Origin of the sequence: Burkholderia sp. FERM BP-3421 (genome assembly GCF_028657905.1) — a bacterium.
In the GTDB taxonomy this organism is placed as follows: domain Bacteria; phylum Pseudomonadota; class Gammaproteobacteria; order Burkholderiales; family Burkholderiaceae; genus Burkholderia.
Window position 1 is genome coordinate 3,797,458 of record NZ_CP117782.1, and the last position, 25,614, is coordinate 3,823,071.

Consider the following 25,614-nt stretch of genomic DNA (forward strand, 5'->3'; position numbering starts at 1 on the left):
AGAAAACCTGTCAAGTCACTGTAAAATTCCCCCACTCTCTGTCCATCGAATCACTATGAGTACCAACAACATTCGCGACCTCCAGAAACAGCTTGGTGAGGTCAACCTGATGCTGGCCGAGGCCAAGAAGAAGGAACGGGTGACCGCGCTGGTCGCCATCAAGGAACTGGTTGCGGAACACGACATCACCGAACTGGAATTGCTGCGCGCCGGTGGTTTCCTGAAGGAAAAGAAGAAGCGTCTGCCCGCGAAGTATTACGATCCGTCGTCAGGCAAATCGTGGTCGGGTCAGGGCGCGTGCCCGAAGTGGCTCGCCGACAAGAATCGCGACGATTTCCTGATCCGCGACGAACCGAAGGCGTGGTGGCCCGGGGAGGATTGAGCGTCGTCCGGCCCGTGCGGCCGCGCGGGCGGGAAGGGCCGTGGGTTCGCCGCCGTGTGCAGCGTACGCGTGCTCAATGCTCCACGCAGGCGGGCCACGACAGCGCCGCGTCGCACAGCCCGACGCCGAGCGGGGCGGAAATGTCCGGCGGATAGGCGTACTGCGTCATCAGCATCCACGGCAGGCCATAGCGGCCGCCGTTGTCCCATTCGTAGATATCGAACAGCGAGCCCGTGAACGTACCGGTCACACGGTCGTCGTCGTCGGTTTCGCGGACCAGCTCGCGCGTCGTGCCGGGCAATTCGCCCCACAGGATGCGGTTGCCGTGCTCGTCGAACAGGGACAGCAGCACGAAGCCGTCGTCGAGCGTGCGCTGCTCGCAGCGCTGGATGCCTGAGCCTGCCGCGCGCCCGTCCTGGGTCGCGAGGTCCTGAATGTGGTGAGCCGCGAAAATCTCCGATTGTTCGCCGACCCAGAAAAAGCGTACGCGTTCGCTGTCCATCGATGCCTCTGAGGTAAAAAACACCGGCCCGTACTGGCACCGGCCAAAAATGCCGCGATCCGAGGTTAATGCCTTCGCGGCTTAGGCTGAACCGTGACGACGCTGCGCGCCGTCACGTCAATCCGTGATCCTGATCGCCGCCCGTACGGCGGCGAGGCGGATCGGGTCATACCCGTGCGTCTCGATGACGGCGGCGTCCGCCGCGCGCCGTCTCCGGCTCGCCCGTCGCGAAGCCGGCCGCGGGTCCGCGGCGCGGGCGAGAACCGCGAGCCCCCATGCATAAGGCACGGCGAGCGCGGCGGACATGGCGAGAAAACACGTGTACGACATGGTCCCCTCCACCTGGCTGACCCGCCCGCAAGCGGCGGCTCGATGACGAGCCCGGCCGTGGGCGCCGGGGTGGAACTGCATGCGCAGAGCCTCTTCTCGTGTCGCTTTGAATAGAGGACTGCGAATCAACTGCCGGGCTACCCCAGCGGGATAGCCGTGCTGCTTACTACGACTGACTGTCGGTCAACGATCTCCCGCCGGGCGCCATGCGAGCGACGCGATCAGGCTCAACGAAGCCGTGAAGATCACGTAGAACGCGGGTGCGAGGTTGTTCTGGGTCGTGGCGATCGCCCAGGTGATGATCGCCGCGGAAAAGCCGCCGAACGTGATGACCGCGAGGTTGTACGCGATCGAGATGCCGGTCGACAGCACGCGCGACGGGAACAGCTCGCTGACGGCCGCGAGGATCGGGCCTTCGTAGCAGGCGATCACGAGACCGAAGAACAGCTGGAACACGATCAGCGACGCGAGCCCCGGGTGCAGGTTGATGTACGCGAACAGCGGATAGGCGAAGGCGATCGCGGCGAGCACCGCACCGATCAGGAACGGGCGGCGGCCGTAACGATCCGACAGGTGACCGATCACGGGCGTCACGACGAGCACGATCGTCGCGCCGACCAGCACCGCGATGAAGCCCGCGGACGACGCCAGCTTGAGCACCTTGACCGCATAGGTCGGAATGTAGAACAGCAGCACGTACGAACAGACCGTCCAGAACACCACGAGCCCGAAACCGACCAGCACTTGCGGCAACCGGTCGCGGAACACCTGCACGACCGGGGCCGATTCGCGCGTCGTGTGGCCGGCCGCGTCGGATTCGGTCAGGTTGCTGCGGATGTACATGCCGACCGGTCCGAGCAGCAGCCCGAGCAGGAACGGGATGCGCCAGCCCCATGCCTCGATCTGGTCCTGGCTCAGGTAGTTGACGATGAAGGTGCCGAGCGCGGCGCTCAGGATGATCGCGAAGCCGATGCTCGCCTGGATCCAGCTCGTGTAGTAGCCGCGCCGCTCGGCGGGCACCTTGTCCATCAGGTAGGCGGTCGCGCCGCCCATTTCGCCGCCCGCCGAGAAGCCTTGCAGCAGGCGCGCCAGCACGATGATCGCGGGCGCGAGTAGCCCGGCCTGCTCATAGGTGGGCGCGAAGCCGATCAGGGCGGTGCCGACCGTCATGAGCAGAATGGTGATCGCGAGCGCGAACTTGCGGCCCGCCTTGTCGGCCAGCCCGCCCAGCACGATGCCGCCGACCGGCCGCATGAAGAAGCCGACGCCGATCGTGGACACCGACAGCAGCAGCGAGATATTGCTGTCGCCCGCCGGGAAGAACAGCTTGGCGATGATGATCGAGAAAAAGCTGTAGGAAATGAAGTCGAACCACTCGAAGCCATTTCCGATAATCACCGCCAATACCGCGCGCCGGCGGGTGGCGTCGGTTGACTCCGAAAAATCATTGAACAATACGGACTCATTGTTCATAAAAATGTCCCGTTTCTCATAAACCGATATAGTGGAATACCCGTTCTCCCGGGTAATTTGAATTGGCAAGATGCTATGGCATTAACGGCATTCCTTTCCCGGAAATATTTTCGGCCTGCCCCGACCAAACGGAATGCCTGTGTCAGATGCGCGTCAGTGTTTCATTTTTCGTCGAGTATCCATTGCTTGAAGGCGAGGACCGCGGCGGTGTCGCGGCGCTCCGCGGGCCAGAGCAGGTGATAGGCGCCGCCGAACGTCGCGGTGGCGTGGGAGGCCTTGACGAGCCGTCCCGCCTCGACGAGCGGGGTAACCATCTTGTCCCAGCCGAGGATGATGCCCTGACCCTCCAGCGCCAGATTGAGCAGCAGCGGGTAGCTGTTGGCCGTGATTGTTTGCTTCGGGCGCAATGCTTCGGCGCCCGTGAGCTTCAGCCAGGTGTGCCAGTCCATCCATTGACGCTGTTGTTCATCCGCCACGAGCAAGGTCTGGTCGAGCAGTTCGTCGGGCGCGAGGATGCGTCCCTCCAGATAAGTGGGCGAGCAGTACGCGCCGACTTCCTCGTCGATCAGCTTGGTGCCCGTGATGCCGGGCGGCAGGACTTCGCGGATGTAGTAGATGCCGACGTCGAATTCGGCGGGATTCAGGTGCAGCACGCCGTCGCGCACCAGGATGCGCACGGTGACGTCCGGATACGCATTGCAGAACGAGGCGACGCGCCGCGCGAGGAACAGGTTCGCCGTGCCGGCCGCGCACGCGATCGTCAGTTCCCGGGGGCCGGGGTCTTTCATCAGGTCGGCGGTGAATTCGGCGCAATCGATGAGCAGTTCGTGCACCCGTTGCGCATATTGTTGGCCGGCCATCGTCAGGCGCAGTGAATGGCCGTCGCGGATGAACAGCGTGGCGCCGAGGAAGGTTTCCAGCTTGACGACCGATTTGCTGACGGCGCTTTGGGTGACGCTGAGTTCCTCGCCGGCTCGGGTGAAATTGCCGAGACGCGCGGCGGCGTCGAAGTAGACGAGGCATTGAAGCGGGGGGAGGGGGTGGATGCGCATGGCTGGGGATTGGGGCGGATGGGGGCTCGGGTTGATGCAGGGCGGTGATCGGACGCGGCGCGGAGAAGGATGCGATTCGCGCATGCGTCCTGGACCGTTGTCGGACATGGCTTTTTGTCGTTGCCGGTGGTCATGCCGAAATTCATATTCGATGGCGGGGTTGCGTTTTCGGGGCGGGACCGCTGTTTATATCATGTTCCAATTTCGCCGGATTCGTTCCGGGGCGACGGTGTGCGGTGTGCACGCGGCTGGAGAGCGGCTCGGTGGACCGTGTCGGAAATGACGGTCGTCGGGATTTGAAATGTGCGTGGCGGGCGACATAGGTGGATCCATCGCAGAGCGTCAATGGCATATCGACGGCGACATCAAGAATCCGATAACAAGGTCGAGATACGGGCGCGCAGGGTATGGACGCGACTTTCGAGGAGGAAGCAAGCGTGGTGGAGGCGGGGATGCCGCGAGCATCATTGCGAGACCTGGAGGGCGCCGCGATATGACGTTGAAAATGGCAATGCCATTATTGGATTGCGTATTCGTAAAAATGAGATTAGGCGACTTTCTTAAAAAGACATGCCTCTAATAAATTATTTTTACTCGTGAGTCGCCGGCTGGCATTGCTCTGTTTTGCCGACCGAGCTGTCGTACTGGATGCCAGGCGTGTCGTCGAAGCGGGCTGATGCACTGATCCGATATCACGGAAGGTACGCGAGGACGTTCGAGAGTCGGGCGATGTTTTATCACCGCGGATCCCGATACAGTGACGCTTTATGCTGAAACGGAGTCCGGTTCGGATGTCGAAATCGTCGCTTATTCGTCGATTGTCTGAGGAGTTCAACCATGACGATCGCGCAAAGCAAAAAGCCCGGTCTTGCGACCGGGCTTTCTGTTTGATTCTTTGGTAGGCCGTACGGGATTCGAACCTGTGACCAACGGATTAAAAGTCCGCTGCTCTACCAGCTGAGCTAACGACCCAAAGAGGCGAAATTATAGCGGGCAGTTTTCATTCCTGTCAACAACCCGCCCAATCATCGCTTACTTGATGGCATCGAGCCTGTTCTGCGCGGTCTGCGCGGCGCTCGAGCCCGAGAACTGCGCGACCACCTGCTCGAAAGTCTTCTTCGCCGCGCCCTTCTGGCCTTGCTCGAGCTGGTTGGTGCCGATCGCGACCAGCGCGTCGCCGGCCCGCTGATGCTGCGGGAAGTTCTTCACGAGGGCCTGCCAGGTCGCCGTCGAACCCTTGTAGTCGCGCAGCGCGTACTGCGCGTTGCCGAGCCAGTATTGCGCGCTCGGCTGGTACGGGCTCTGCGGATACTTCGAGATGAACGAGCGGAACGACGCGGCGGCGCCCTTGAAGTTGCCGTCGCGAAACTGCTGCGAAGCCGTGTTGAACGCGTCCGTTTCCCCCGGCTGGACCGTGCCCTCGACGCCGTCCACCGTCTTCTGCTGCGGCTCGAACTTCTTGAGACGCGAATCGAGATCGGTGTAGTACTCCTTCTGCTGGCGTTCGAGCATCGTGAGCCGGTTCGTCAGGTCCTCGTTTTCGCCGCGCAGCGTCGCGACCTGTTGGTTCAACTGATCGAGACGGTTGGTTTGATCGAGGATCGTCCGCTGCGCGGCGGACAGCTGGTTCGACAGGCTGTCGCTCTTGCTGCGCAGGTCGAGCACGGCGCGGCGCGCTTCGTCGTCGTCAAACAAGCCCGCGTGGGCGGGCATGGACGACCATGCCGCCCCCGCGACACAGAGGGCGGCGGCCACGCGCAGCCAGGAAAAACGATGCGTCATTCAGCGGACCTTCCGTACTTACTGTTGATAGACGAGGTCGGCGCGACGGTTCTGCGCCCACGATGCTTCGTCGTGACCGTTCGCGAGCGGCTTTTCCTTGCCCAGGCTCACCGCTTCCATCTGGCCGTCCGAGACGCCCATCAGCGACAGCGCGCGACGCACGGCTTCAGCACGCTTCTGGCCCAGCGCCAGGTTGTACTCGCTCGTGCCGCGTTCGTCGGTGTTGCCCTGGATCAGGACGTGACGTTGCGGGTGGCTCTTCAGGTATTGCGCGTGCTGTTGCAGCAGCGACTGGTATTGATCCTGCACCGAGTAGCTGTCGAAATCGAAGTAGATGCTGCGCTTCGCGAGCGGGCTGTTCGGGTCGTTCAGCGGATCGACCGTCACTTGCGCGACATTGTCGGCGCTCGGCTGCGTCGGCACCGCGGCGCCCTGGTTGCCCTTGTCTTCGAGCTTGACGCCCGACGAGCAGGCGGCGAGGGCGCCGACCATCAGAACGGCAAAGGCCAGACGAATCTTCTGCGAAATCATGGTAACTCTCCTTTTGGTTATTGCATGAACGGTCCCCAGGAGGGCTCGCGGACCGAGCCGCCCTGAACGGACAGAATCTGCGGCGGCGTACTGCCGTCAGACGGTACGGCCGCGAGCACGTTGCGACCGTTGGCCTGGGTTGCGTACAGAAGGTACTGGCCGTTTGCCGCGAAGCTGGGCGATTCGTCACGCGTCGTATTGGTGATCGCGTTGGCGGCGCCCGTCTGCAGATCCTGAACGTACAGCTTGAAACCGCCACCCGTGCGCGAGATGTAGGCGAGCAGCTTGCCGTCCGGACTGACGCGCGGGCTCGTATTGTAGCTGCCGGTGAAGGTCACGCGCTGCGCCGTGCCCGCGCTTTCGCCCTGGGCCGGCATGCGATAGATCTGCGGCGCACCGCCGCGATCGCTCGTGAAATAAATCCACCGGCCGTCAGGAGAGTAGAACGGCTCGGTGTCGATCGAACTGCTTTGCGTCAGGCGCCGCAGCCCGGTGCCGTTCGCGCTGACGGAGAAAATCTGCGTATTGCCCGTCAGCGACAGCGCGACGGCCAGCGTCTGGCTGTCCGGCGACCACGCCGGCGCGCTGTTGTTGCCCTTCTGGTCGGACACCATGTAGCGGCGGCCGGTCGGCAGGTCGTGGATGTAGACGATCGGCTTCTTGCGCTCGAACGACACGTAGGCGACCTTGGTGCCGCTCGGCGACCAGGCGGGCGAGATGATCGGCTCGGTGCTCGACAGCGCGATGCGCGCGTTCTGGCCGTCCGAGTCGGAAATCTGCAGCTGGTAGCGGCCGCCCGTGCGGATCACGTACGACAGGCGCGTCGCGAACACGCCGCGCGTACCCATCAGCTTCTGGTAGATGTAGTCGGCGATCTTGTGGCCGGCCATCCGCAGCGTGCCGTCGTTGGCCGTCAGCGACAGCCCGCCGAGGCTCTGCTGCTTCACCGTGTCGTACAGGATGAAGTTGACCTTGTACTGGCCGCTCGCGTCGCGGTTCACGCTGCCCGCGACGAACGCGTTCGCGCCCTTGGCCTTCCATGCGCCGAGGTCGACCGAGGCCGTCTCGGGCACGGGCGTGCTGCCCGCGTCGATGTTGGTGAACTTGCCCGTGCGCGCCAGATCGGCGCGCACGACGGACGTGACCTGCTGAGGCAGGCTGCCCTCGTTGGCGAAGTTGGCGGTGGCGATCGGGAACTGGGTGGCGCCGACGCCGGTGATCAGCACGTCGACCTGTGCGTGGGCCGTACCGCCCGCGGCGATGAGACATGAGGCCACCAGTGCCCTGAAACCTAGCTTCGTCATCAAACTCATGCTTCCTGATTCCCTATGTAGCGCTGCGCAACCGCAGAGACTCGAAAATAACCGATTCGTTCCCGTTGCGACGGCGGGAGTGTAAGCGCAAACCCGCTCACTCCGCCGCCCTGAAGGTAATCGTAATTTTTTCCGGGGTGCTGCCGTTGGTGTCGCGCGGCAGCGGCACCGACGCCTGGATCGCGTTGATCACCGCCTGATCCCACCCCGAATTACCGCTCGAACGCTGGACCACCGCGCTCAATACGTCGCCCGACGGCGTGCAGCGGATCTGGACGACCGTGACGAGCCCTTCGCGCTCGCCGGCCCACACGATGTTGGGCTTCACGCGCCGCTTGACCTTGTCCGCGTAGCCCGGCGACGCGGCGTTGCCGCCCGAGCCGGTGCCGGTGCCGCTCTTCGCGAGACCTTCGCCGCCGCCCGTGCCGCCGCCCGCCATGCCTTGCAGCTGCGACAGGCGCGCCAGCCGCTCCTTGTCCAGTTTAGCCTTCGTGGCGGCGTCCGCCTTGGCTTTCGCGGCCGCCTTCGCGGCGTCCGCCTTCTTCTGCGCGTCGGCCTGGGCCTGCTCTTCCTTCTTCTGCTGGTCGAGTTTCTGCTGCTCCAGCTTCTTCTGCTGGTCGGCGAGCTGCTGCTGGCGGAGTTTTTCCTGCTTGTCCGCCTGCTTCTGCTTCTCGCGCTCGGCCGCCTTCTGCGCGGCGAGCTGGGCGGCCTGCTGGGCCGCGAGCTGCTGCGCGCGCTTCGCGTCGGCTTCCTGCTGCGCCTTCAGCTGCTGGCGGCGCTGCTCCTCGAGCTGCGCCTCGCGCGCGGCGGCTTCCGCCTGCTGGCGCTTCTTTTGCTGCAGGGCGATCTCGGCCTGGTCGTCCTTGACGGGCGGCGCGGGCGCGACCTTGATGGGCGGCGCGGGCACGGGCGGCGTCGGGGTGGCGACGTCGACCGCGGTCCACAGCTCGGCCTCCGCGCCGGCGGGCGTGCTGTTCTGCCATTGCACGCCGTGATACAGGAACAGCCCGAGCAGCACGTGCATCAGCGCGGCGAGCGCGAACGCGCGGCCCGTGCCGCGCTCGCGCGGCGGCTGAAGCGGGGAGGCGTTGCGCGGAGTGCGTTGGTTCATTGCGATTTGACGAGGAGACCGACGCGCTTCACGCCGCGCGCCTTCAGGTCGGACATCACGGTCATCACGACGTCATATTGCACCGTCTTGTCGGCGGCGATCACGACGGGCTGGTCCGGGTGGTCGGCCTGGCGCGACGCGATGAAGCCGTCGAGGTCGGCCTTCGTCATGGTGTCTTCCTGCGACGCGCCCGCGTCGTTCTTGTAGCGCACGCTGAGCTTGCCGTTCGCCTGGATGTTCACCACGACGGGGGGCGTCTGCTCCTGCGGCGCGGCATTGCCGACGGTCGGCAGGTTGACGATCGACGGCGCGACGAGCGGCGCCGTCACCATGAAGATGACGAGCAGCACGAGCATCACGTCGATATACGGCACGACGTTGATGTCGGCCATCGAGCGGCGCGAACGGCCGCCGCGCATGCTGGATCGGATAGGGGTGCCGGCCATCGCGTGCTCCTTATTGCGCCTGGCGTTGCAGGATGTTCGAGAATTCTTCGATGAAGGTCTCGAAGCGGATCGCGAGGCGATCGATGTCGTGCGCGTAGCGGTTGTACGCGACCACGGCCGGGATCGCGGCGAACAGGCCGATCGCGGTCGCGACGAGCGCCTCGGCGATGCCGGGCGCGACGTTCGCGAGCGTCGCCTGCTGCACGTTCGCGAGGCCGCGGAACGAGTTCATGATCCCCCAGACCGTGCCGAACAGGCCGATGTACGGGCTCACCGAGCCCACCGACGCGAGGAACGACAGGTTGGCCTCGAGCACGTCCATTTCACGCTGGAACGAAGCGCGCATCGCCCGGCGCGCGCCGTCGAGGATCAGGCCGGGATCGTTCAGGCGCTTCTCCTTCGCCTTCAGGAATTCGCGCATGCCCGATTCGAAGATGCGTTCGAGCGCGCCGATCGTGTGGCGGTTGTTCGCCGCGCTCTGGTAGAGCGCCTGCAGATCGCCGCCCGACCAGAAGTCCCGCTCGAAACGCTCGGTCTGCGCGCGCGCGCGGCGGATCGCGAACCACTTGCGGAAGATGAACGTCCACGACATCAGCGACAGCGCGAGGAGCAGCCCCATCACGGCCTGCGCCAGCACGCTCGCGTTGAGGATGAGGGAAATGATCGACAGGTCTTGAGAAGTGTTCATAGAGGTTTGAGTTACGTCCCTTCGGGGGAGACCGGCCGCAGGCGCCCGGTCAGGAGCGCCCGGCCGGCGCGGACCGGCGCGCGCTTCGCATGGGGCGAGGCGCGCGGCAGGCCGTCGGGCGGGGCGCCGCCTGGCGTCCCGCCGAACCTTGTTTAGTAGCGATTTGGGCAGGCGAGTTCATCGGCCTTGTCTAAACGGCGCTCAGGCGGACGCCGTTGACACGGCGCACCGCGCGGCGGGCCCGCGCCGCAGCGCGTCGAGCACGGGCGGCGGCACCGCGGCGGGCCGGATCGTCGTGCGCGCGACGCAGCCGATGCGCACGTGGGCGCTGGCGAGCAGCGTGTCGCCGAGCCAGGCCTGCTGTTCGAAGTCCAGCGACGCGCGGCCCAGCCGTTCGACCCGGCAGGTGATCGCGAGCAGGTCGTCGAGCCGCGCGGGCGCATGGTAGTCGAGCGTCGCGCCGCGCACGATGAAGATCACGCCCGTCTCGTCGCCCAGGCGCGCCTGATCGACGCCGCGCGCGCGCAGCCATTCGGTGCGCGCGCGCTCGAAGAACTTCAGGTAGTTCGCGTAGAAGACGATGCCGCCTGCGTCGGTATCCTCGTAGTACACGCGAATCGGCCAGGCGAAGTCGGCTGCTGCTTCGGACGGTCGGTTGGGCGGATTCATGGCGCGCATTCTACCGGAACGGGCCGGCCCGGTTCGTAACCGAATGTTGCCCGCGAAACCGGTTCTGCGGGCCGCCGCCCGCGGGCGTCAGCCGCGGTGGACGGTCAGCCCGGCGGGCGCCTGCGCGACCGGCATCATCTCGATCGTGTTGATGTTCACGTGCGTGGGGCGGGTGGCGATCCAGTAGATCGTGTCGGCGATGTCCTCGGCGGTCAGCGGCGCGACGTTCGCGTAGACGTTCGCGGCCTTCGAGTCGTCGCCGCGATAGCGCACGTTCGAGAACTCGGTGCCGCCGCACAGGCCCGGCTCGATGTCGGTCACGCGCAGCGGCGTGCCGACGAGGTCGGCGCGCAGGTTCAGGCTGAACTGCCGGACGAAGGCCTTGGTCGCGCCGTAGACGTTGCCGCCGGGGTACGCATAGCTGCCCGCGACCGAGCCGAGGTTGAAGACGTGGCCGCGGCCGCGCGCGACCATGCCCGGCAGCAGCGTGCGGGTGACCGTGACGAGCCCCGAGCAGTTGGTGTCGATCATGGTCTGCCATTCGTCGAGGTTCGCCTGGTGCGCGGGCTCGACGCCGAGCGCGAGGCCGGCGTTGTTGACGAGCACGTCGAGCGCCGCGAACTCCGCCGGCAGCGCGGCCGGGACGGCCTCGACGGCCGCGCGGTCGCGCACGTCGAGCTCGATCGGCAGCAGCGCGTCGCCGAGCTCGGCGGCGAGCGCGGCGAGACGGTCCTTGCGGCGCGCGGTGGCGACCACGCGATGGCCGCCCTTGACGAAGACACGGGCGATGGCGGCGCCGAATCCTGCGGACGCGCCGGTGACGAACACGATCATTGCTGCTGCTCCTGGTCGGTAACGGGAAACTCGGGAAGGCACGCGTCAGCCTACCGGCATTGCCGCGCTGCGGCAAGCCGGGCGACCGGCGTGGGCGACCGGCGTGGGCGACCGGCGTGGGCGACCGCGCGGTGCCCGCCGGATGGCGTCCGTAGACCTGACCCTGATTAAAGGGCGGGGCGGACGGGCGGTTGCCTATTCAGGACGCATCCAATAAACTAACGCGCTCATCACCCCCTGCGTGACTGGCGATAGAACCTCCGGGTTCAAGGTGGAGCGTCCCACCGTGAAGCGCAGGGTGCCGTTTTTGCCGTTCGCCTGGGCAGCCGTTGCGCGCGATCGCGTGCATCGCCGGTGGCTGTCCTGTCTCGCGTCTCCCGGAATCCTCCGCTACGTCGAGCTGGCCATTCGCCGGCGCCGCGATGCACCCGGTCGCCCCCGGTCAAACCTGTACACACTTAACGGAACCCGTATGTTTGACAGAGCCCAAAGCACCATCGCGAACGTCGATCCTGAAATCTGGCAGGCGATCCAGCAGGAGAACGGCCGCCAGGAAGAACACATCGAGCTGATCGCTTCCGAGAACTACACGTCGCCGGCCGTGATGGCCGCGCAGGGGTCGCAGCTGACCAACAAGTACGCCGAAGGCTACCCGGGCAAGCGCTACTACGGCGGCTGCGAGTATGTCGACGTGGTCGAGCAGCTCGCGATCGACCGCATCAAGCAGCTGTTCGGCGCGGAAGCGGCGAACGTGCAGCCGAATTCGGGCTCGCAGGCGAACCAGGGCGTGTTCTTCGCCATGCTGAAGCCGGGCGACACGATCATGGGGATGAGCCTCGCGCACGGCGGCCACCTCACGCACGGCTCGCCCGTCAACATGTCGGGCAAGTGGTTCAACGTGGTCAGCTACGGCCTGAACGAAGGCGAGGACATCGACTACGCCGCGGCCGAGCAGCTCGCGCAGGAACACAAGCCGAAGCTGATCGTCGCGGGCGCGTCCGCGTTCGCGCTGAAGATCGATTTCGAGCGCCTCGCGAAGATCGCGAAATCGGTCGGCGCGTACTTCATGGTCGACATGGCGCACTACGCGGGCCTGATCGCCGCGGGCGTCTATCCGAACCCGGTGCCGCACGCCGATTTCGTCACGACCACCACCCACAAGAGCCTGCGCGGCCCGCGCGGCGGCGTGATCCTGATGAAGGCCGAGTACGAGAAGCCGATCAACTCGGCGATCTTCCCGGGCATCCAGGGCGGTCCGCTGATGCACGTGATCGCGGCCAAGGCGGTGGCGTTCAAGGAAGCCGCTTCGCCGGAATTCAAGGCCTACCAGCAGCGGGTGGTCGAGAACGCGCGCGTGCTGGCGGAGACGCTCGTCAAGCGCGGCCTGCGCATCGTGTCGGGCCGCACCGAGAGCCATGTGATGCTGGTCGACCTGCGCGCCAAGAACATCACGGGCAAGGCGGCGGAAGCGGCGCTCGGCGCGGCGCACATCACGGTCAACAAGAACGCGATCCCGAACGATCCGGAAAAGCCGTTCGTGACCTCGGGCATCCGCCTCGGTTCGCCGGCGATGACCACGCGCGGCTTCGGCCCGGCGGAAGCCGAGACGGTCGGCAACCTGATCGCCGACGTGCTGGACAACCCGGAAGACGCGGCCACGCTCGAACGCGTGCGGACGCAGGTCGCCGAGCTGACCCGCCGTTTCCCGGTCTATCGCTGATCCCGGCCGGCCATGCGCTGCCCGTTCTGCCGGCATGACGACACGCAAGTGGTGGATTCGCGCGTGTCCGAAGACGGCGCCGCGATCCGCCGGCGCCGTCGCTGCTCGGCATGCGACAAGCGTTTCACGACGTACGAGCGGGTCGAGCTGGCCCTGCCGTCCGTCGTGAAGAAGGACGGCAGCCGCACCGAATTCGACCGCCGCAAGCTCGTCGCGAGCATGCAACTGGCGCTGCGCAAGCGGCCGGTTGCGGCCGACGCGATCGACGCGGCGGTCGCCCGCATCGAATACCAGCTGCTCGCCACGGGCGAACGCGAAGTTCGCAGCGACAAGCTCGGCGAACTGGTGATGAACGAGCTGCGCGGGCTCGATACGATCGCCTACGTGCGCTTCGCCTCCGTGTATCGCCGCTTCGAGGATGTGTCCGAATTCGCGGACGTCATCGAGGAATTCCGGCCGCCTTCCAAGCCGCCGCGCAAGCGCTGACGCGCGTTTTCTTCCGCAGTCTCTTCCGCAGTTCCCTCCCTGTATCGATCCGTTCGAGCACGTCGTCGTCATGACGGCCGCGTTGTCGCGCCAGTCGGCCGTTCGGCCGATGGTGCGCATGCCTGCGCCTCGCTAGAGTCGATGCATCGAAGCGCGGGAGGCGGGCGATGCGAAACGGCGGCGGTGTACGGCGGGCGACGGGTTTCCTGATGATCGAGTGGTGGGTCGTGCTGGCGCTCGCGGCGGCCGCGGCCGCGTTCGCCGTGCCCTCGCTCGTCGCATGGCGGATGCGGGACCGGGTCGACGTGCAGGCGCGGCTGATGCTCGCGTCGCTCGCGCAGGCGCGCGGCGAGGCGATCCGGCTCGGCCTGCGCGTCGTGCTGTGCCGCGGCGGGACGGGCGTTGGCTGCGAGGCGGGCGGGCGCTGTGCGGCGGGCGAGACCGATTGGTCGTGTGGCTGGACCGTGGCCGCGCTTGGTCCGGACGGGCAGCCGCGGGTGCTCAGACGGAGCGTGGGCGATGCGCGGGTGGCCGTGAGCGGTGCGGCGCGCGCGCTGGTCTTCACGCCGCCGGCCGGGCAGCTGATCGGCGACTTTCGCCGCTTCGAATTCGCATCGCGGGGGCGGTCGGACGAGGATCCGGATGCGCGCTGGTGCCTGCGCATTGCCGCGGGCGGGCGTGCCCGGCTCGCGCGGGGACGGTGCGAATGATGCGCGCGACGGCGCAGTGGGGCATGGCCCTGCTCGAAGTCATGATCGCGATGGGGGTGCTCGCGGTGTCCGCGCTCGGGGTTGCTGCCGCGCAGTTGTCGGTCGCGCGCGGCGCGCAGCAGGCGGCGTGGCGTGCGCATGCGCTGCTGGCCGCCGACAGTTACGCGGAGATGGCGCGCGGGCGTATTGCGGAAGGCATGCACGATGCGCCGGCCGCGTGGCTGGAGGCGCGGGTCGGCTTCGCCGACGCGGGGCCCGGCGTGCGGATCGTCACGCTGCGGCGCGCGCGCGGCGCGGCGGGCGCTTGTGACGGCGGCGCGCGCGAATGCGTGGCGCTGGCGTTCGCTGCTGGCGGAGCGGAACGATGAAAGCGCCGGGAAGTACGCGCAATACCGGGCATGCGCTGCTCGAATGGCTGATCGCGATGACGCTCGCGGCCGTGATCAGCGGCGCGGCTTTCGCGCTGTACCGTGCCCATAAGCTGTCCTATGCGGCGGCGGCCGACGCCGCGCGATTGCGCGATGCCGCCCAGTCCGCGCTGGAGATCGTGAGCGCACAGCTCCAGATGGCGGGGTTTGCGCCTCCGGATACCGCCTTGGCCGGTGTTCCCGGTCTGTTCGGCTGCGCGCGGGGGCGGCCGGTGGGCGCGGACGCCGATCCCGCGTGCGCGCCGCTCGCGGGCGGGTCGGATGGGGTGCTGGTTCGCTATGTCGGCGATGCGCTGAGCACCTGGCCGACCGCGGCGGGGCAGGCGTCCGATTGCCTCGGACAGGGCGTGGGCGCGACGGCGCTCGTCGTCAACCGGTACTACGCGCGCGTCAGCGCGTCCACTGGCGAGCCCGAACTGTATTGCGACGGCAGTGGCCGGCCCGGCGTCGGGCAGCCGCTCGTCGAGGGCGTCGAGCAGTTGCATCTGCGCTACCGGCTGCGCGGCGTGGACGGCTGGCGCGATGCGGCTTCGATCGCGGGGCGGTGGCGCGAGGTGATGGCGGTCGAGGTGTGCGTGCAGGTGCGCGGGGCGCTCGGTGGGCGGTCGATGCGTTACACGGATTGCGACGGACGCGTGCAGGTGGCCCGCGACACGCGGGCGCGGCTCGTGTTGTGTCATCGCGTTGCGATCCGCAACCAGGAGACGGCATGAGGCGGGTCGATGTCAGTAAGCGCGTTGCGCGGTCGGTCCATTGGATGTGCGGTGCGCTACATCGATTGCGCAACGGGCGCGTGCAGGCGGCTCGCGATATGCGGGCGCGGCTCGTGTTGCGTCATCGCGTTGCGATCCGCAACCAGGAGGCGGCATGAAGCAGGCCGATGTCAGTGTGCACGTTGCGCGGTCGGTCCATTGGATGTGCGGTGCGCTACATCGATTGCGCAACGGGCGCGTGCAGGCGGCTCGCGACCCGCGGGCGCGGCTCGTGTCGCGTCATCGCGTTGCGATCCGCAACCAGGAGGCGGCGAAGCGGGGCGACGTCGCCGTGCGCGTTGCGTGGCGGGGCAGGCATCACGCTCGTGTCGTGCGCGCGGCTCCGTCGAAAGGCATGGCGCTGCCCGTCGTGCTGGCCGTGATGGCGGCGCTGCTGGCGCTGACTGCCGCGTGGTTCGAGATCGCACTCGTCGAAGCCCGGCGCGGCGTCGGCCTTGCAAGCCGCGCGATCGCGTTTCGTGCGGCCGACGCCGCGCTGGACGCCTGCGTGAGCGCCGTTCTGCGCGGCGATCATGCCGGCGGCGCGGCAAACGGTGGCATGTCTGCCGTCGACCTCGCCGAGGTCGACGGACCGCATGCCTCCGATCCGGCGCGCGGGCTCGCGCAATGGAGACAGCCCGGTGCGTTCGATGCCGCCGCTGCCATTCGTCCGTTTGCCGCGTGGCCCGACGCCGCGCAGCCCCCGAGCTGCGTGATCGAGCGCAGCGGCGCGCCGGCAAGCGGCGAACTGATCACCGCGCGCGGCATCGGCGCGACGCGGGCGACGGTCGAATGGCTGCAGGCGCAGATCAGAGTGGACGGCGAACGCGTCGTGCGCCGCTGGCGGCGCATCGTGCAGGGCGGCGGCTGATGCGCGTCGTCGTCTCGCGCAGCCCGGCGCGCCTGCGTCGTGGCGTGTCGCTCGTCGAGCTGATGATCGTGCTTGCCGTCGCGGCGGTCCTGGCTGCATTCGCGGTGCCATCCTACCGGCATCACATCGCACGGGGGCACAGGTTCGATGCGATGGCGGCGCTGTATCGGGCCGCGCACCATGTCGAGATGCTCGAGACGGGTTTGCCGGCGCGTCTGCCCGACGGATTCGACCGTGTTCCCGCGCATGGGCGGGCCGTCTATGAACTCGTGCTGCGCGCACCCGAGAGCGGGACGGGGAGCTACACGCTCGAAGCCCGCCCGAGCCCCGGTGGCGCGATGCGCGACGATGCGTGCGGCATCTATGTCCTGCACGCGGATGGCGTCCGCGAGAACCGCGCCGCTGGTGATCCCTCGGTGATGCCCGACGGCTGCTGGTCCACGCGCTGAACAACGAACGGCGCAGCACGAGGCGGGCGCCGTCGCGACGACTGGCTACGCGTTAGCGTCGTCGCCCGTCCGATCGGCGGACCGCATCTGTCTCCAGGCCTGGTAGGCGCCCCAGCCGGCGAGGCCAAGGGCGCCCCACTTGATCGCGGGCTTCAGTCCCGCGCCGAGCAGCGAGCGCATGGGCCGCGCGAGCGCGGCGGAGACGATCGAGCTGATCAACGGATATTGGCTGACGAGCGTGTTGAGGCTCGCGTTCACGCCCTTCGCGGAGCGGCCGAGCGGGCCGCCCGAGAAATTCGGCAGCAGCAGTTTCAGCCACTTGAAATGCGTGACGGCCTGACGCAGCTCCGCGCCCGCCTGGGCAAATTCCAGGCGCTCGACGTCGGAGCGCAGGATCAGCAGTTCCTTGCGCAGCGCGCGGTGCTGGGCCGCGCTCATCGGCCGCCTGGACGACGGCGGGCGGAACGGTTGGCCGGATTCGTATTGGCTCATGGCGCGTGGGCGAGAAAAGTGGAAAGGCGCGCGACGCGCGATCAGGATTTGCCGCGGAACAGCGCGCGGTCTTTTTCCAGCTCGTTCAGCGTGGTCTCGAACACGCTCGGCGCATCGCGCAGGCCGGCGCGCGCCTTCAGCGCGCAGACGAGCCCCGCGATCGCATAGAGCGAAGTCAGGCCGGCAAGCGCCTGCCAGCGGTAGGTGTCCCAGAACGCGATCGCGATCAGCACCGTCAGGCTGATGAGCGCCATGGTCGCCAGCATCATCGCGGCAAGACCGAGGAACAGCACGGCCAGCAGGCGTTCTTTTTCTTCGGCGAGTTCGATGCCGATCAGTTCGAGCCGCGTTTGCAGCAGCGCGAACACGGAACCCAGCAGGCGGCGCAGCGGACCGTGCGCGGACGAGGACGATGAGGTGTCTGTCATGGGGTAAGCAGTGGGCGCGGGCGGGGGACGGCCAGCCCGGAACCGGCCGCGGCGCGGGGCGCCGGCCGGACACCGGGGTGAGTGCGGCAGGCGTCGGCCTGCGCGGCGGCGCGTTACTTGCGGTTGATCAGCAGGCCGACCAGCACGCCGACGCCCGCGGCGATGCCGATCGAGGTCCACGGATGCTCGTGCACGTAGTCGTCGGTCGCGCGGACGGCCTTCTTGCCCTTCTCGACCACGACGACCTGCACGTCAGCCGCTTTTTCCTTTGCCTGCTTGAGGCGCGACAGCGCCTTCTCGCGCAGTTCGGTCGCCCGGTCGCCCGTGCTGCTTGCGGCTTGTTTCAACAGATCTTCTGCATCCGCGAGAACGGTTTTGATATCCGACATCAGTTTCTCCTTGTTGACTTCCGACATTGCGACTCCCTTCATGCTGCAGCGTACCGCACCCCGACATCCTAGCGAAACCCGTGCCCGCTGGCGAGCGAACCCGGTCGATCGTGGGCGCGCGGCGTTTTCACGCCGAGTCATCGGCCTGCAAAAGTGATAAAGACTTGATCCGGAACGAAAAAGTTTCCGGCATGGCTTACCGCGTCGGCAAAAATGACAAAAATATATGAATATCTGACGGAATAATCGTTCGCGCCGCGCGCAGGTTCCCGTAAGCTCGACTATTCCCCGTGCGCGCCGTGCGCGCGGATTCCGCCCACGCACCGATCAAGGAGCTGCAACATGAGTCTACGTCTTGGCGACACCGCCCCGGATTTCGAGCAGGATTCGAGCCTCGGCCGCATCAAGTTCCACGAATGGCTCGGCGACAGCTGGGGCGTGCTGTTCTCGCATCCGGCGGACTACACGCCCGTGTGCACGACGGAGCTGGGCCTGACCGCGAAGCTCAAGGACGAGTTCGCGAAGCGCAACGTGAAGCCGATCGCGCTGTCGGTCGACAGCGTCGAGTCGCACCAGGGCTGGATCAACGACATCAACGAGACCCAGGCGGCGAGCGTCGGCTTCCCGATCATCGCGGACGGCGACCGGAAGGTCTCGCAGCTGTACGACATGATCCACCCGAATGCGAGCGAGACCTTCACCGTGCGTTCGCTGTTCGTGATCGACCCGAACAAGAAGGTGCGCCTCACGATCACCTATCCGGCGAGCACCGGCCGCAACTTCGACGAAGTGCTGCGCGTGATCGATTCGCTGCAGCTGACCGACAACTACAAGGTCGCGACGCCGGGCAACTGGAAGGACGGCGACGATGTCGTGATCGTGCCGTCGCTGAAGGACGAGGACGAGATCAAGCAGCGCTTCCCGAAGGGCTACAAGGCGCTGCGTCCGTACCTGCGTCTCACGCCGCAGCCGAACAAGTAAGCGGCGCCGTCCGGAAAGAAAAACCCCCGGCATGCCGGTAATGCCGTTCAGTTAAGACCTGAACGGCATTTTCTTTTGGGGTTGGAGTTGTAACCGGCGGGCCAAGCTGCTCGCGTTTGACGCGATGCTGACCGACCACCCGATCTTCATGCTGGATCGCAGCCGGACCGTCGACGGCATCTACCAGGCAATCGGGGGGCGTTGATCGCCTACAACCTGATTCGTCGCGAAATGGCTTGCGCTGCCTTCGAGGCCAAGTGCGAACCGAGCGAACTCAGCTTCGTTCGCTCGCGCCATCTCATCCAGCACGAAATGATGTGGGCCGCGCGTACGCCTGCCTTCGCCAAGCTGCCCGCCGTCCTCAGGCGACTTCGCGCACACCTCAAGCTGCTCATCAACGTAAAACGGCCCGATCGCAAATGCGATCGGGCCGTCAAGTCCCGTCCTGCTCGTTATCCCGTCCGCTTCCTAGGAAAGAACCTTAACTGAACGGCATTAGCGCTGACAGCGGCGCTTTTTTCATGCGGAAGCGGGGCGTCGCTCAGAAGAACGCCTGGATGCCCGTCTGCGCGCGCCCGAGGATCAGCGCGTGGATGTCGTGCGTGCCCTCGTAGGTGTTCACCACCTCGAGATTCACGAGATGGCGAGCGACGCCGAACTCGTCGGAGATGCCGTTGCCGCCCAGCATGTCGCGGGCGAGCCGTGCGATGTCGAGCGACTTGCCGCACGAATTGCGCTTCATGATCGAGGTGATCTCGACGGCGGCCGTGCCTTCGTCCTTCATGCGGCCGAGCCGCAGCACGCCTTGCAGGCCGAGCGTGATCTCGGTCTGCATGTCGGCGAGCTTCTTCTGGATCAACTGGTTCGCGGCGAGCGGGCGGCCGAACTGGTGGCGGTCGAGCACGTACTGGCGCGCGGTGTGCCAGCAGGATTCGGCCGCGCCGAGCGCGCCCCACGCGATGCCGTAGCGCGCCGAGTTCAGGCAGGTGAAGGGGCCGCGCAGGCCGGTCACGTTCGGCAGGCGGTTCTCTTTCGGCACGAACACCTCGTCGAGCACGATCTCGCCCGTGATCGACGTGCGCAGGCCGACCTTGCCGTGAATCGCAGGCGTGCTGAGGCCCTTCCAGCCCTGTTCGAGGATGAAGCCGTGGATCGCGTCGCGGCCGTCTTCCTCCAGCTTTGCCCACACCACGAACACGTCGGCGATCGGCGAATTGGTGATCCACATCTTCGCGCCCGACAGCGCGTAGCCGCCCGGCACCTTCTTCGCGCGCGTCACCATGCTGCCCGGATCCGAGCCGTGGTTCGGCTCGGTCAGGCCGAAGCAGCCGATCCATTCGCCGCTCGCGAGCTTCGGCAGGTACTTCTGTTTCTGCGCCTCGGAGCCGAATTCGTGGATCGGCACCATCACGAGCGACGACTGTACCGACATCATCGAGCGATAGCCCGAATCGACGCGCTCCACCTCGCGCGCGATCAACCCGTAGCTCACGTAGTTCAGGCCCGGGCCGCCGTATTGCTCGGGGATCGTCGGCCCGAGCAGGCCGATTTCGCCCATCTCCCGGAAGATCGCCGCGTCGGTGCGCTCGTGACGGAACGATTCGGTCACGCGCGGCGCGAGCTTGTCGCGCGCGTAGGCGTGCGCGGCGTCGCGCACCATGCGTTCGTCTTCGCCCAACTGCTGGTCGAGCAGCAGTGGATCGTCCCAGTGGAAGCTTGCAGCGGCCATCGTCTCATCTCCTCGCTTGACTGAAGTTCCGCAGTGCGGAACAATGTTTTGCAAATTGCACTCAGTGTAGCACCCGATGATTCTTTCGACCATGGACGACACCCCGCTCGACGAACGCAAGTTCGTCGTCGCGCTGGCCCGCGGGCTCGATCTGCTGCGCGCGTTCCGGCCCGGCGAGACGATGCTCGGCAACCGCGATTTCGTCGAGCGCACCGGCTTGCCGAAGGCGACGGTCAACCGCCTCGCGTACACCCTGTCCGTGCTCGGCTACCTGCGCTACGACGACGCGCTCGGCAAGTACGCGCTCGACACGGGCGTGCTGTCGCTCGGCTATGCGCTGCTGGCGGGCGCCGACGTGCTCGAACTGGCCCGGCCGCACCTGCGCGCGCTCGCGCGCGAGATCGGCGCGGCGGTGTCGCTCGGCTGCCGCGACGGCCTCGACATGATCTATCTGGAGACGATCCGCAGCGAGACCGCCTTGACGCTCGGCCTCGCGGCCGGTTCGCGGCTGTCGATGCTGACCAGCTCGATGGGGCGCGCCTATCTCGCGGTGCAGCCCGTCGAGGTGCGCGAGGCGCTGTTCGCGGAGCTGCGCAAGGGGGCGGGCGGGGGGCGCGCGGCCGCCGCGCAGATCGAGGCGGCGCGGCGGGCGGTCGACGAATTCGCGGCCACCGGCTGCTGTTATTCGTTTCGCGACTGGCACGACGACGTGAACGCGGCCGCGGTGCCGTTCCGCGAACCGCGCGAAGGGCGCTGGCTGATCCTGAGCTGCAGCGGGCCGGCCTCGTCGATGAGCGAGGCGGTGTTCCGCAACCGGATCGGCCCGAAGCTGCGCGCGCTCGCCCGGCGTTTCGGCCAGCCGGCCTGACGGCGCGAAACCGTTGCGGTATCGTGGGCGGGCGCGGGCCAACGGCGGGAGGCGGCATGACGGAACGGGAAGAACTGGAGGGCGGCTGCGCCTGCGGCGCGATCCGCTATCGGATCGCCGGCGTGCCGGCCGACGCGGGCTTTTGCCACTGCCGCCTGTGCCAGCGCACGACGGGCGCGGCGCTGCTCGCCTCGGCGTCGGTGCCGGCCGGCGCGTTCGTCTATCTGCGCGGCGTGCCGCGTGAATATCCGTCGAGCGCGTGGGGCATGCGCCGTTTCTGCGCCGAGTGCGGCACGCAGCTCGAATTCCGGCGTCACGACGCGCCCGGCACTGTGGAAGTCAATTACGCGACGCTCGACGATCCGTCGCGCGTGCGCCCCGCCTGGCATATCTGGTATGCGAGCCGTTTTCCCGGGCTCGAGATCGCCGACGACCTGCCGAAACACGACGGCGAGGGTTGAACCGCGCGCCGCTCAGGTCGCCGTGGCCGGATGCGAGAACACCGGCCCCTGCATCAGCCGCACGTCGTGCTGGCGCAGCAGCTCGAACTGCGCCTCGTCGGCCACCTGGTCGAAGATCAGCGGGATGTGCACGCGCTGCGCATAGGCGACCAATGCCTTCACCATCCCGTCGCGCAACGCGATCGCGGCATCCATCTTGATGTAGTCCGGCCGCGCCATGTCCGATTCGACCGCAAGGATCCGCCCCGGGTCCGGCAGCTTGTCCGCGACCTTGAAGCCGTGATGCTGGTAGCTCTTCGTCAGGTAGCCGAGGAAGGTCTTGTGCGCGACCGCGACGGCGGGCAGCTCGATCACGATCCGCTCGGGGTGCAGGCCGAAGCTCGTCAGCACCGACGAGAAATGCTTGCCGTGGTCGTACTTGACGCTCTTCAGCAGCCGCTCGTGCACGCGCAGGAACAGCAGCCCGTGGCGTTGCGCGCCGAAGAAGTTGATCGCGTGCAGGCAGCGCGCGAGGCGGTCGAGCGCGACGAGCGACTGGTCGTCGATCACCGCGTCGAACGGATCGAACGGTGCGCCGCCCACCTGTGTCACCGCCTGGAAACCCAATTCGTCACCAAACCGCTCGATCGTGTCCGACAACGACGTCGATTGCGGCGCGCCCGGCATCGTCACGTCGTAGATCGGCTCGTAGGCGCTGTCGAGTGTGAGGCCGCGCAGCCGGGCGCATGCGACCCGGGCCCCGTCGTCGAGCGCGAGGTGTTCGCGCAGGAACGGCAGCGCGCCGGCGCGGGCGACCAGCTCGGGAATGGTGGGCGCGATCATGGACTCCGGATGGAAGAAAGGCGACCGAAGTGGCCGCCGTATTACTGATATTAGCAGCGCCAATCGGGAACGGCTCGGCGAATTGCTGATAAGGATATCGGGGTCGGCCTTCGTCGCTCAGGGTATACGTTGATTTCACTAATCGTAATTCGTTTTACCATGCGTAAATTCCGGCACTTGTCGTAGATCAATACGCGGACGGCGCGGCGCGCCACGTCGTCACGGCATTTCCCCTCAATACGGAGCAAGGAGCGAGACATGGCGGTCGAGAAGAAATTTGCATCGCAGGCGGACCTGGCGGAGAAGAAGGTGACGTTCGAGCGCCTCTCCGAGCATGCCTACGCCTATACCGCGGAGGGCGACCCGAACACCGGGATCATCATCGGCGACGACGCGGTGCTGGTCGCCGATACGCAGGCGACGCCCGTGATGGCGCAGGACGTGATCCGCCGGATCCGCGAGGTCACCGACAAGCCGATCAAGTACGTGCTGCTCACGCACTATCACGCGGTGCGGGTGCTGGGCGCGTCCGCGTACGGCGCGGACCACGTGATCGCGAGCCAGGACACCCGCGACCTGATCGTGGAGCGCGGCGAGGCCGACATGAAGAGCGAGATCGGGCGCTTTCCGCGCCTGTTCCGCTCGGTCGAGTCGGTGCCCGGGCTGACCTGGCCGACGCTGACGTTCCGCGGCGAGATGACGCTGTGGCTCGGCAAGCTCGAGGTCCGCATCATGCAGCTCGGGCGCGGCCACACCAAGGGCGACACGGTCGTCTGGCTGCCGCAGGAGAAGGTGCTGCTGTCGGGCGATCTGGTCGAGTACGGCGCGACGCCGTACGCGGGCGACGCCTACTTCCAGGACTGGCCGCACACGCTCGACGCGATCGCGGCGCTGCGCCCGGAGAAGCTCGTGCCGGGCCGCGGCGCGGCGCTCAAGACGCCGCAGGAAGTGGCGGACGGGCTCGCCGGCACGCGCGCGTTCGTGAGCGAGCTGTACGCGCGCGTGAAGGCGGGCGCGGCCGAGGGGCGCGATCTCAATGCGATCTACAAGGACACGTTCGCGGCGCTGAAGCCGGGCTTCGGCGACTGGGTGATCTTCGATCACTGCATGCCGTTCGACGTGACCCGCGCCTACGACGAGGCGACCGGCTATCCCGACCCGCGCATCTGGACCGCGGAGCGCGATCGCGAGATGTGGCAGACGCTCGAAGGCTGAGCGGCGCGGCGGCGATCATGAGCATCGACTACCAGACGCTGAAGTTCGCATACCGCCCGTGCGCGGCCTCCCGCGACGCGGCGGCCGCGCCGCTGCCGGTGATCGTCGTCGGCGCGGGCCCGGTCGGGCTCGCCGCGGCGATCGACCTCGCGCGCCAGCGCGTGCCCGTCGTGCTGCTCGACGACGACGACACGCTGTCGAGCGGCTCGCGCGCGATCTGCTTCGCGAAACGCACGCTCGAGATCTTCGACCGCCTCGGCTGCGGCGAGCGCTTCGTCGAGAAGGGCGTGCGCTGGCAGGTCGGCAAGGTGTTCCTGCGCGACGCGCTGATCTACGCGTTCGACCTGCTGCCGGAGCCGGGCCATGCGCGACCCGCGTTCATCAACCTGCAGCAGTACTACGTCGAGGGCTACCTGGCCGAGCGCGCGGCCGAGCTGCCCGATCTCGCGCTGTGCTGGCGGCACAAGGTCACGGGGCTCGCGCAGACGGCCGATGGCGTCGAAGTCGCGGTCGACACGCCCGACGGCCCGCGCACGCTGCGCGCGCGCTACGTGGTCGCGGCGGACGGCGCGCGCAGCGCGCTGCGCGCGATGCTCGGCCTCGACAGCGCCGGCCGCACCTTCAAGGACCGTTTCCTGATCGCGGACGTGCGCATGAACGCGCCGTTCCCGGCCGAACGCTGGTTCTGGTTCGACCCGCCGTTCCACCCGAACCAGTCGGTGTTGCTGCACCGCCAGCCCGATAACCTGTGGCGCATCGATTTCCAGCTCGGCTGGGACGCCGATCCGGTCGCCGAGAAGCAGCCGGAGCGGGTGATCCCGCGGGTGCGCGCGCTGCTCGGGCCGGACGTCGATTTCACGCTCGAATGGGTGAGCGTCTATACGTTCCGCTGCCAGCGCATCGCGCATTTCCGCCACGGCCGCGTGCTGTTCGCGGGCGATGCGGCGCACGGCGTGTCGCCGTTCGGCGCACGCGGCGCGAACAGTGGCGTGCAGGATGCCGACAACCTCGGCTGGAAGCTTGCGCTGGTATTGGACGGCCGCGCACCCGAGCGGCTGCTCGACAGCTACGCGAGCGAGCGCGAGTACGCGGCCGACGAGAACATCCGCCATTCGACCCGCGCGACCGATTTCATCACGCCGAAGAGCGCGATCTCGCGCGTGTTCCGCGACGCGACGCTGACGCTCGCGCGCGACTGCGAATTCGCGCGCCGGCTCGTCAACAGCGGACGCCTGTCGGTGCCGGCCGTGCTCGCGGATTCGCCGCTCAACACGGCCGATCGGCCCGGCGACGCGTTCGCGGGGCCGCTCGTCCCGGGCGCGGCGGCGGCCGACGCGCCGGTGCGCGCGGCGCACGGCGACGCCTGGCTGCTGCGCCATCTCGGCGACGGCTTCACGGGCCTGCTGTTCGGCGCGCTGGCCGATGCGCCGGCACTCGTCGACGCGCTGCGCGGCCATGCGCTGCCGATCGCGCCGGTGCTGGTGGTGCCGGCGGGCGAGGGCGGGACGGCCGACGGCGTCGACGTGCTCGAGGATCCCGACGGCCTCGCCGCGCGGCGCTACGACGCGCGGCCCGGCACCTTCTATCTGCTGCGGCCGGACCAGCACGTCTGTGCGCGCCTGCGCGCGCTCGACGCGGGCGCGGTGCGCGCCGCGCTGGCGCGCGCGATCTGCGCCGCGTGAAACCGATGCGCGCGCCCT

The 25,614-nt window shown here is 67.3% G+C and carries 30 protein-coding genes, 1 tRNA gene, 1 pseudogene and 1 riboswitch; of the genes and pseudogenes, 14 read left to right on the top strand and 18 right to left on the bottom strand.

The window, feature by feature from the left end:
- Positions 1-55: 55 nt before the first annotated feature.
- Positions 56-382, top strand: a complete 327-nt coding sequence (locus tag Bsp3421_RS33375) for an H-NS histone family protein (protein ID WP_274001325.1) — start codon at positions 56-58, stop codon at positions 380-382.
- 73 nt (positions 383-455) lie between these two features.
- Here Bsp3421_RS33375 and Bsp3421_RS33380 read toward each other — a convergent pair whose 3' ends face one another.
- The 13 genes from Bsp3421_RS33380 to Bsp3421_RS33440 form a co-directional block, all read right to left on the bottom strand.
- Complete coding sequence (locus Bsp3421_RS33380) at positions 456-884, bottom strand: hypothetical protein (RefSeq protein ID WP_274001326.1); 429 nt, start codon at positions 882-884, stop codon at positions 456-458.
- A 117-nt stretch (positions 885-1,001) separates the two neighbouring features.
- Entirely contained in the window at positions 1,002-1,295 is a 294-nt protein-coding gene (locus Bsp3421_RS33385) for a hypothetical protein (RefSeq protein WP_274001327.1), read from the bottom strand.
- A gap of 102 nt (positions 1,296-1,397) precedes the next feature.
- Positions 1,398-2,687: an MFS transporter gene (locus Bsp3421_RS33390; protein WP_274001329.1), complete on the bottom strand. Its 1,290-nt coding sequence runs from the start codon at positions 2,685-2,687 to the stop codon at positions 1,398-1,400.
- A 161-nt stretch (positions 2,688-2,848) separates the two neighbouring features.
- The gene (locus tag Bsp3421_RS33395; RefSeq protein ID WP_274001331.1) at positions 2,849-3,739 is read right to left on the bottom strand and encodes a LysR substrate-binding domain-containing protein; all 891 of its coding nucleotides are present in this window, start codon (positions 3,737-3,739) and stop codon (positions 2,849-2,851) included.
- A gap of 896 nt (positions 3,740-4,635) precedes the next feature.
- Positions 4,636-4,711, bottom strand: a tRNA-Lys gene (locus Bsp3421_RS33400).
- 60 nt (positions 4,712-4,771) lie between these two features.
- Positions 4,772-5,521, bottom strand: a complete 750-nt coding sequence (ybgF, locus tag Bsp3421_RS33405; protein WP_274001333.1) for a tol-pal system protein YbgF — start codon at positions 5,519-5,521, stop codon at positions 4,772-4,774.
- An 18-nt stretch (positions 5,522-5,539) separates the two neighbouring features.
- Positions 5,540-6,052, bottom strand: a complete 513-nt coding sequence (pal, locus tag Bsp3421_RS33410) for a peptidoglycan-associated lipoprotein Pal (protein ID WP_252982950.1) — start codon at positions 6,050-6,052, stop codon at positions 5,540-5,542.
- Positions 6,053-6,069: 17 nt separating this feature from the next.
- Entirely contained in the window at positions 6,070-7,365 is a 1,296-nt protein-coding gene (gene tolB / locus Bsp3421_RS33415; RefSeq protein ID WP_274001336.1) for a Tol-Pal system beta propeller repeat protein TolB, read from the bottom strand.
- Positions 7,366-7,462: 97 nt separating this feature from the next.
- Entirely contained in the window at positions 7,463-8,476 is a 1,014-nt protein-coding gene (tolA, locus tag Bsp3421_RS33420) for a cell envelope integrity protein TolA (protein WP_274001338.1), read from the bottom strand.
- Positions 8,473-8,922 carry a protein TolR gene (tolR, locus tag Bsp3421_RS33425; RefSeq protein ID WP_274001339.1) on the bottom strand — a complete coding sequence of 150 codons (450 nt, stop codon included), beginning with the start codon at positions 8,920-8,922 and terminating at the stop codon, positions 8,473-8,475. The genes tolA and tolR overlap by 4 nt, the downstream gene beginning before the upstream one ends.
- Positions 8,923-8,932: 10 nt before the next feature.
- On the bottom strand, positions 8,933-9,610 hold the full coding sequence (tolQ, locus tag Bsp3421_RS33430) for a protein TolQ (RefSeq protein WP_274001342.1): 678 nt from the start codon (positions 9,608-9,610) through the stop codon (positions 8,933-8,935).
- 201 nt (positions 9,611-9,811) lie between these two features.
- Positions 9,812-10,288 (bottom strand): tol-pal system-associated acyl-CoA thioesterase, encoded by a 477-nt coding sequence (gene ybgC, locus Bsp3421_RS33435; protein ID WP_274001343.1) that lies wholly within the window; start codon positions 10,286-10,288, stop codon positions 9,812-9,814.
- A 78-nt stretch (positions 10,289-10,366) separates the two neighbouring features.
- A complete protein-coding gene (locus Bsp3421_RS33440; protein WP_274001344.1) occupies positions 10,367-11,113 on the bottom strand; it encodes an SDR family NAD(P)-dependent oxidoreductase in 747 nt (248 codons plus the stop codon).
- Between the two features lie 231 nt (positions 11,114-11,344).
- Positions 11,345-11,444, top strand: a riboswitch (ZMP/ZTP riboswitch).
- Between the two features lie 141 nt (positions 11,445-11,585).
- Between Bsp3421_RS33440 and glyA the strand changes: the two genes are divergently transcribed.
- From glyA to Bsp3421_RS33475, 7 genes are all read left to right on the top strand, one after another.
- Entirely contained in the window at positions 11,586-12,833 is a 1,248-nt protein-coding gene (gene glyA / locus Bsp3421_RS33445) for a serine hydroxymethyltransferase (RefSeq protein ID WP_274001346.1), read from the top strand.
- A 12-nt stretch (positions 12,834-12,845) separates the two neighbouring features.
- On the top strand, positions 12,846-13,319 hold the full coding sequence (gene nrdR / locus Bsp3421_RS33450; RefSeq protein ID WP_274001349.1) for a transcriptional regulator NrdR: 474 nt from the start codon (positions 12,846-12,848) through the stop codon (positions 13,317-13,319).
- Positions 13,320-13,486: 167 nt separating this feature from the next.
- Positions 13,487-14,029 carry a GspH/FimT family protein gene (locus Bsp3421_RS33455; protein WP_274001351.1) on the top strand — a complete coding sequence of 181 codons (543 nt, stop codon included), beginning with the start codon at positions 13,487-13,489 and terminating at the stop codon, positions 14,027-14,029.
- Positions 14,026-14,397, top strand: a complete 372-nt coding sequence (locus tag Bsp3421_RS33460; RefSeq protein WP_274001353.1) for a type IV pilus modification PilV family protein — start codon at positions 14,026-14,028, stop codon at positions 14,395-14,397. The genes Bsp3421_RS33455 and Bsp3421_RS33460 overlap by 4 nt, the downstream gene beginning before the upstream one ends.
- A complete protein-coding gene (locus tag Bsp3421_RS33465; protein ID WP_274001355.1) occupies positions 14,394-15,170 on the top strand; it encodes a PilW family protein in 777 nt (258 codons plus the stop codon). The genes Bsp3421_RS33460 and Bsp3421_RS33465 overlap by 4 nt, the downstream gene beginning before the upstream one ends.
- A gap of 154 nt (positions 15,171-15,324) precedes the next feature.
- Positions 15,325-16,080 carry a hypothetical protein gene (locus Bsp3421_RS33470; RefSeq protein ID WP_274001357.1) on the top strand — a complete coding sequence of 252 codons (756 nt, stop codon included), beginning with the start codon at positions 15,325-15,327 and terminating at the stop codon, positions 16,078-16,080.
- On the top strand, positions 16,080-16,529 hold the full coding sequence (locus Bsp3421_RS33475; RefSeq protein WP_274001359.1) for a type IV pilin protein: 450 nt from the start codon (positions 16,080-16,082) through the stop codon (positions 16,527-16,529). The genes Bsp3421_RS33470 and Bsp3421_RS33475 overlap by 1 nt, the downstream gene beginning before the upstream one ends.
- 45 nt (positions 16,530-16,574) lie before the next feature.
- Here Bsp3421_RS33475 and Bsp3421_RS33480 read toward each other — a convergent pair whose 3' ends face one another.
- From Bsp3421_RS33480 to Bsp3421_RS33490, 3 genes are all read right to left on the bottom strand, one after another.
- Entirely contained in the window at positions 16,575-16,967 is a 393-nt protein-coding gene (locus Bsp3421_RS33480) for a DUF3318 domain-containing protein (protein WP_274001361.1), read from the bottom strand.
- A 95-nt stretch (positions 16,968-17,062) separates the two neighbouring features.
- A complete protein-coding gene (locus Bsp3421_RS33485) occupies positions 17,063-17,449 on the bottom strand; it encodes a phage holin family protein (RefSeq protein ID WP_274001363.1) in 387 nt (128 codons plus the stop codon).
- Positions 17,450-17,562: 113 nt separating this feature from the next.
- A complete protein-coding gene (locus Bsp3421_RS33490) occupies positions 17,563-17,865 on the bottom strand; it encodes a DUF883 family protein (protein ID WP_274001364.1) in 303 nt (100 codons plus the stop codon).
- Between the two features lie 315 nt (positions 17,866-18,180).
- On the opposite strand from Bsp3421_RS33490, the gene Bsp3421_RS33495 reads away from it, so the two are divergent.
- Together Bsp3421_RS33495 and Bsp3421_RS33500 are read left to right on the top strand one after the other, a co-directional pair.
- Positions 18,181-18,819 (top strand): peroxiredoxin, encoded by a 639-nt coding sequence (locus tag Bsp3421_RS33495; protein ID WP_252982962.1) that lies wholly within the window; start codon positions 18,181-18,183, stop codon positions 18,817-18,819.
- Positions 18,820-18,976: 157 nt separating this feature from the next.
- Positions 18,977-19,308 (top strand): annotated as a pseudogene (locus tag Bsp3421_RS33500) (IS4 family transposase); the annotation flags it as partial.
- A gap of 52 nt (positions 19,309-19,360) precedes the next feature.
- Here Bsp3421_RS33500 and Bsp3421_RS33505 read toward each other — a convergent pair.
- Positions 19,361-20,548: an acyl-CoA dehydrogenase gene (locus tag Bsp3421_RS33505; RefSeq protein WP_274001367.1), complete on the bottom strand. Its 1,188-nt coding sequence runs from the start codon at positions 20,546-20,548 to the stop codon at positions 19,361-19,363.
- A 76-nt stretch (positions 20,549-20,624) separates the two neighbouring features.
- Between Bsp3421_RS33505 and Bsp3421_RS33510 the strand changes: the two genes are divergently transcribed.
- Complete coding sequence (locus Bsp3421_RS33510) at positions 20,625-21,416, top strand: IclR family transcriptional regulator (protein WP_274001368.1); 792 nt, start codon at positions 20,625-20,627, stop codon at positions 21,414-21,416.
- Positions 21,417-21,472: 56 nt separating this feature from the next.
- Entirely contained in the window at positions 21,473-21,877 is a 405-nt protein-coding gene (locus tag Bsp3421_RS33515; RefSeq protein WP_274001370.1) for a GFA family protein, read from the top strand.
- Between the two features lie 12 nt (positions 21,878-21,889).
- Here Bsp3421_RS33515 and Bsp3421_RS33520 read toward each other — a convergent pair whose 3' ends face one another.
- Positions 21,890-22,699 carry an EAL domain-containing protein gene (locus Bsp3421_RS33520; RefSeq protein ID WP_274001372.1) on the bottom strand — a complete coding sequence of 270 codons (810 nt, stop codon included), beginning with the start codon at positions 22,697-22,699 and terminating at the stop codon, positions 21,890-21,892.
- A gap of 258 nt (positions 22,700-22,957) precedes the next feature.
- Here Bsp3421_RS33520 and Bsp3421_RS33525 point away from each other — a divergent pair, with 258 nt between their 5' ends.
- Positions 22,958-23,914, top strand: coding sequence for an MBL fold metallo-hydrolase (locus Bsp3421_RS33525; RefSeq protein WP_274001373.1), 957 nt, complete (start codon positions 22,958-22,960; stop codon positions 23,912-23,914).
- A 17-nt stretch (positions 23,915-23,931) separates the two neighbouring features.
- Positions 23,932-25,596: an FAD-dependent oxidoreductase gene (locus tag Bsp3421_RS33530; RefSeq protein WP_274001375.1), complete on the top strand. Its 1,665-nt coding sequence runs from the start codon at positions 23,932-23,934 to the stop codon at positions 25,594-25,596.
- The last annotated feature ends 18 nt before the right edge of the window (positions 25,597-25,614 follow it).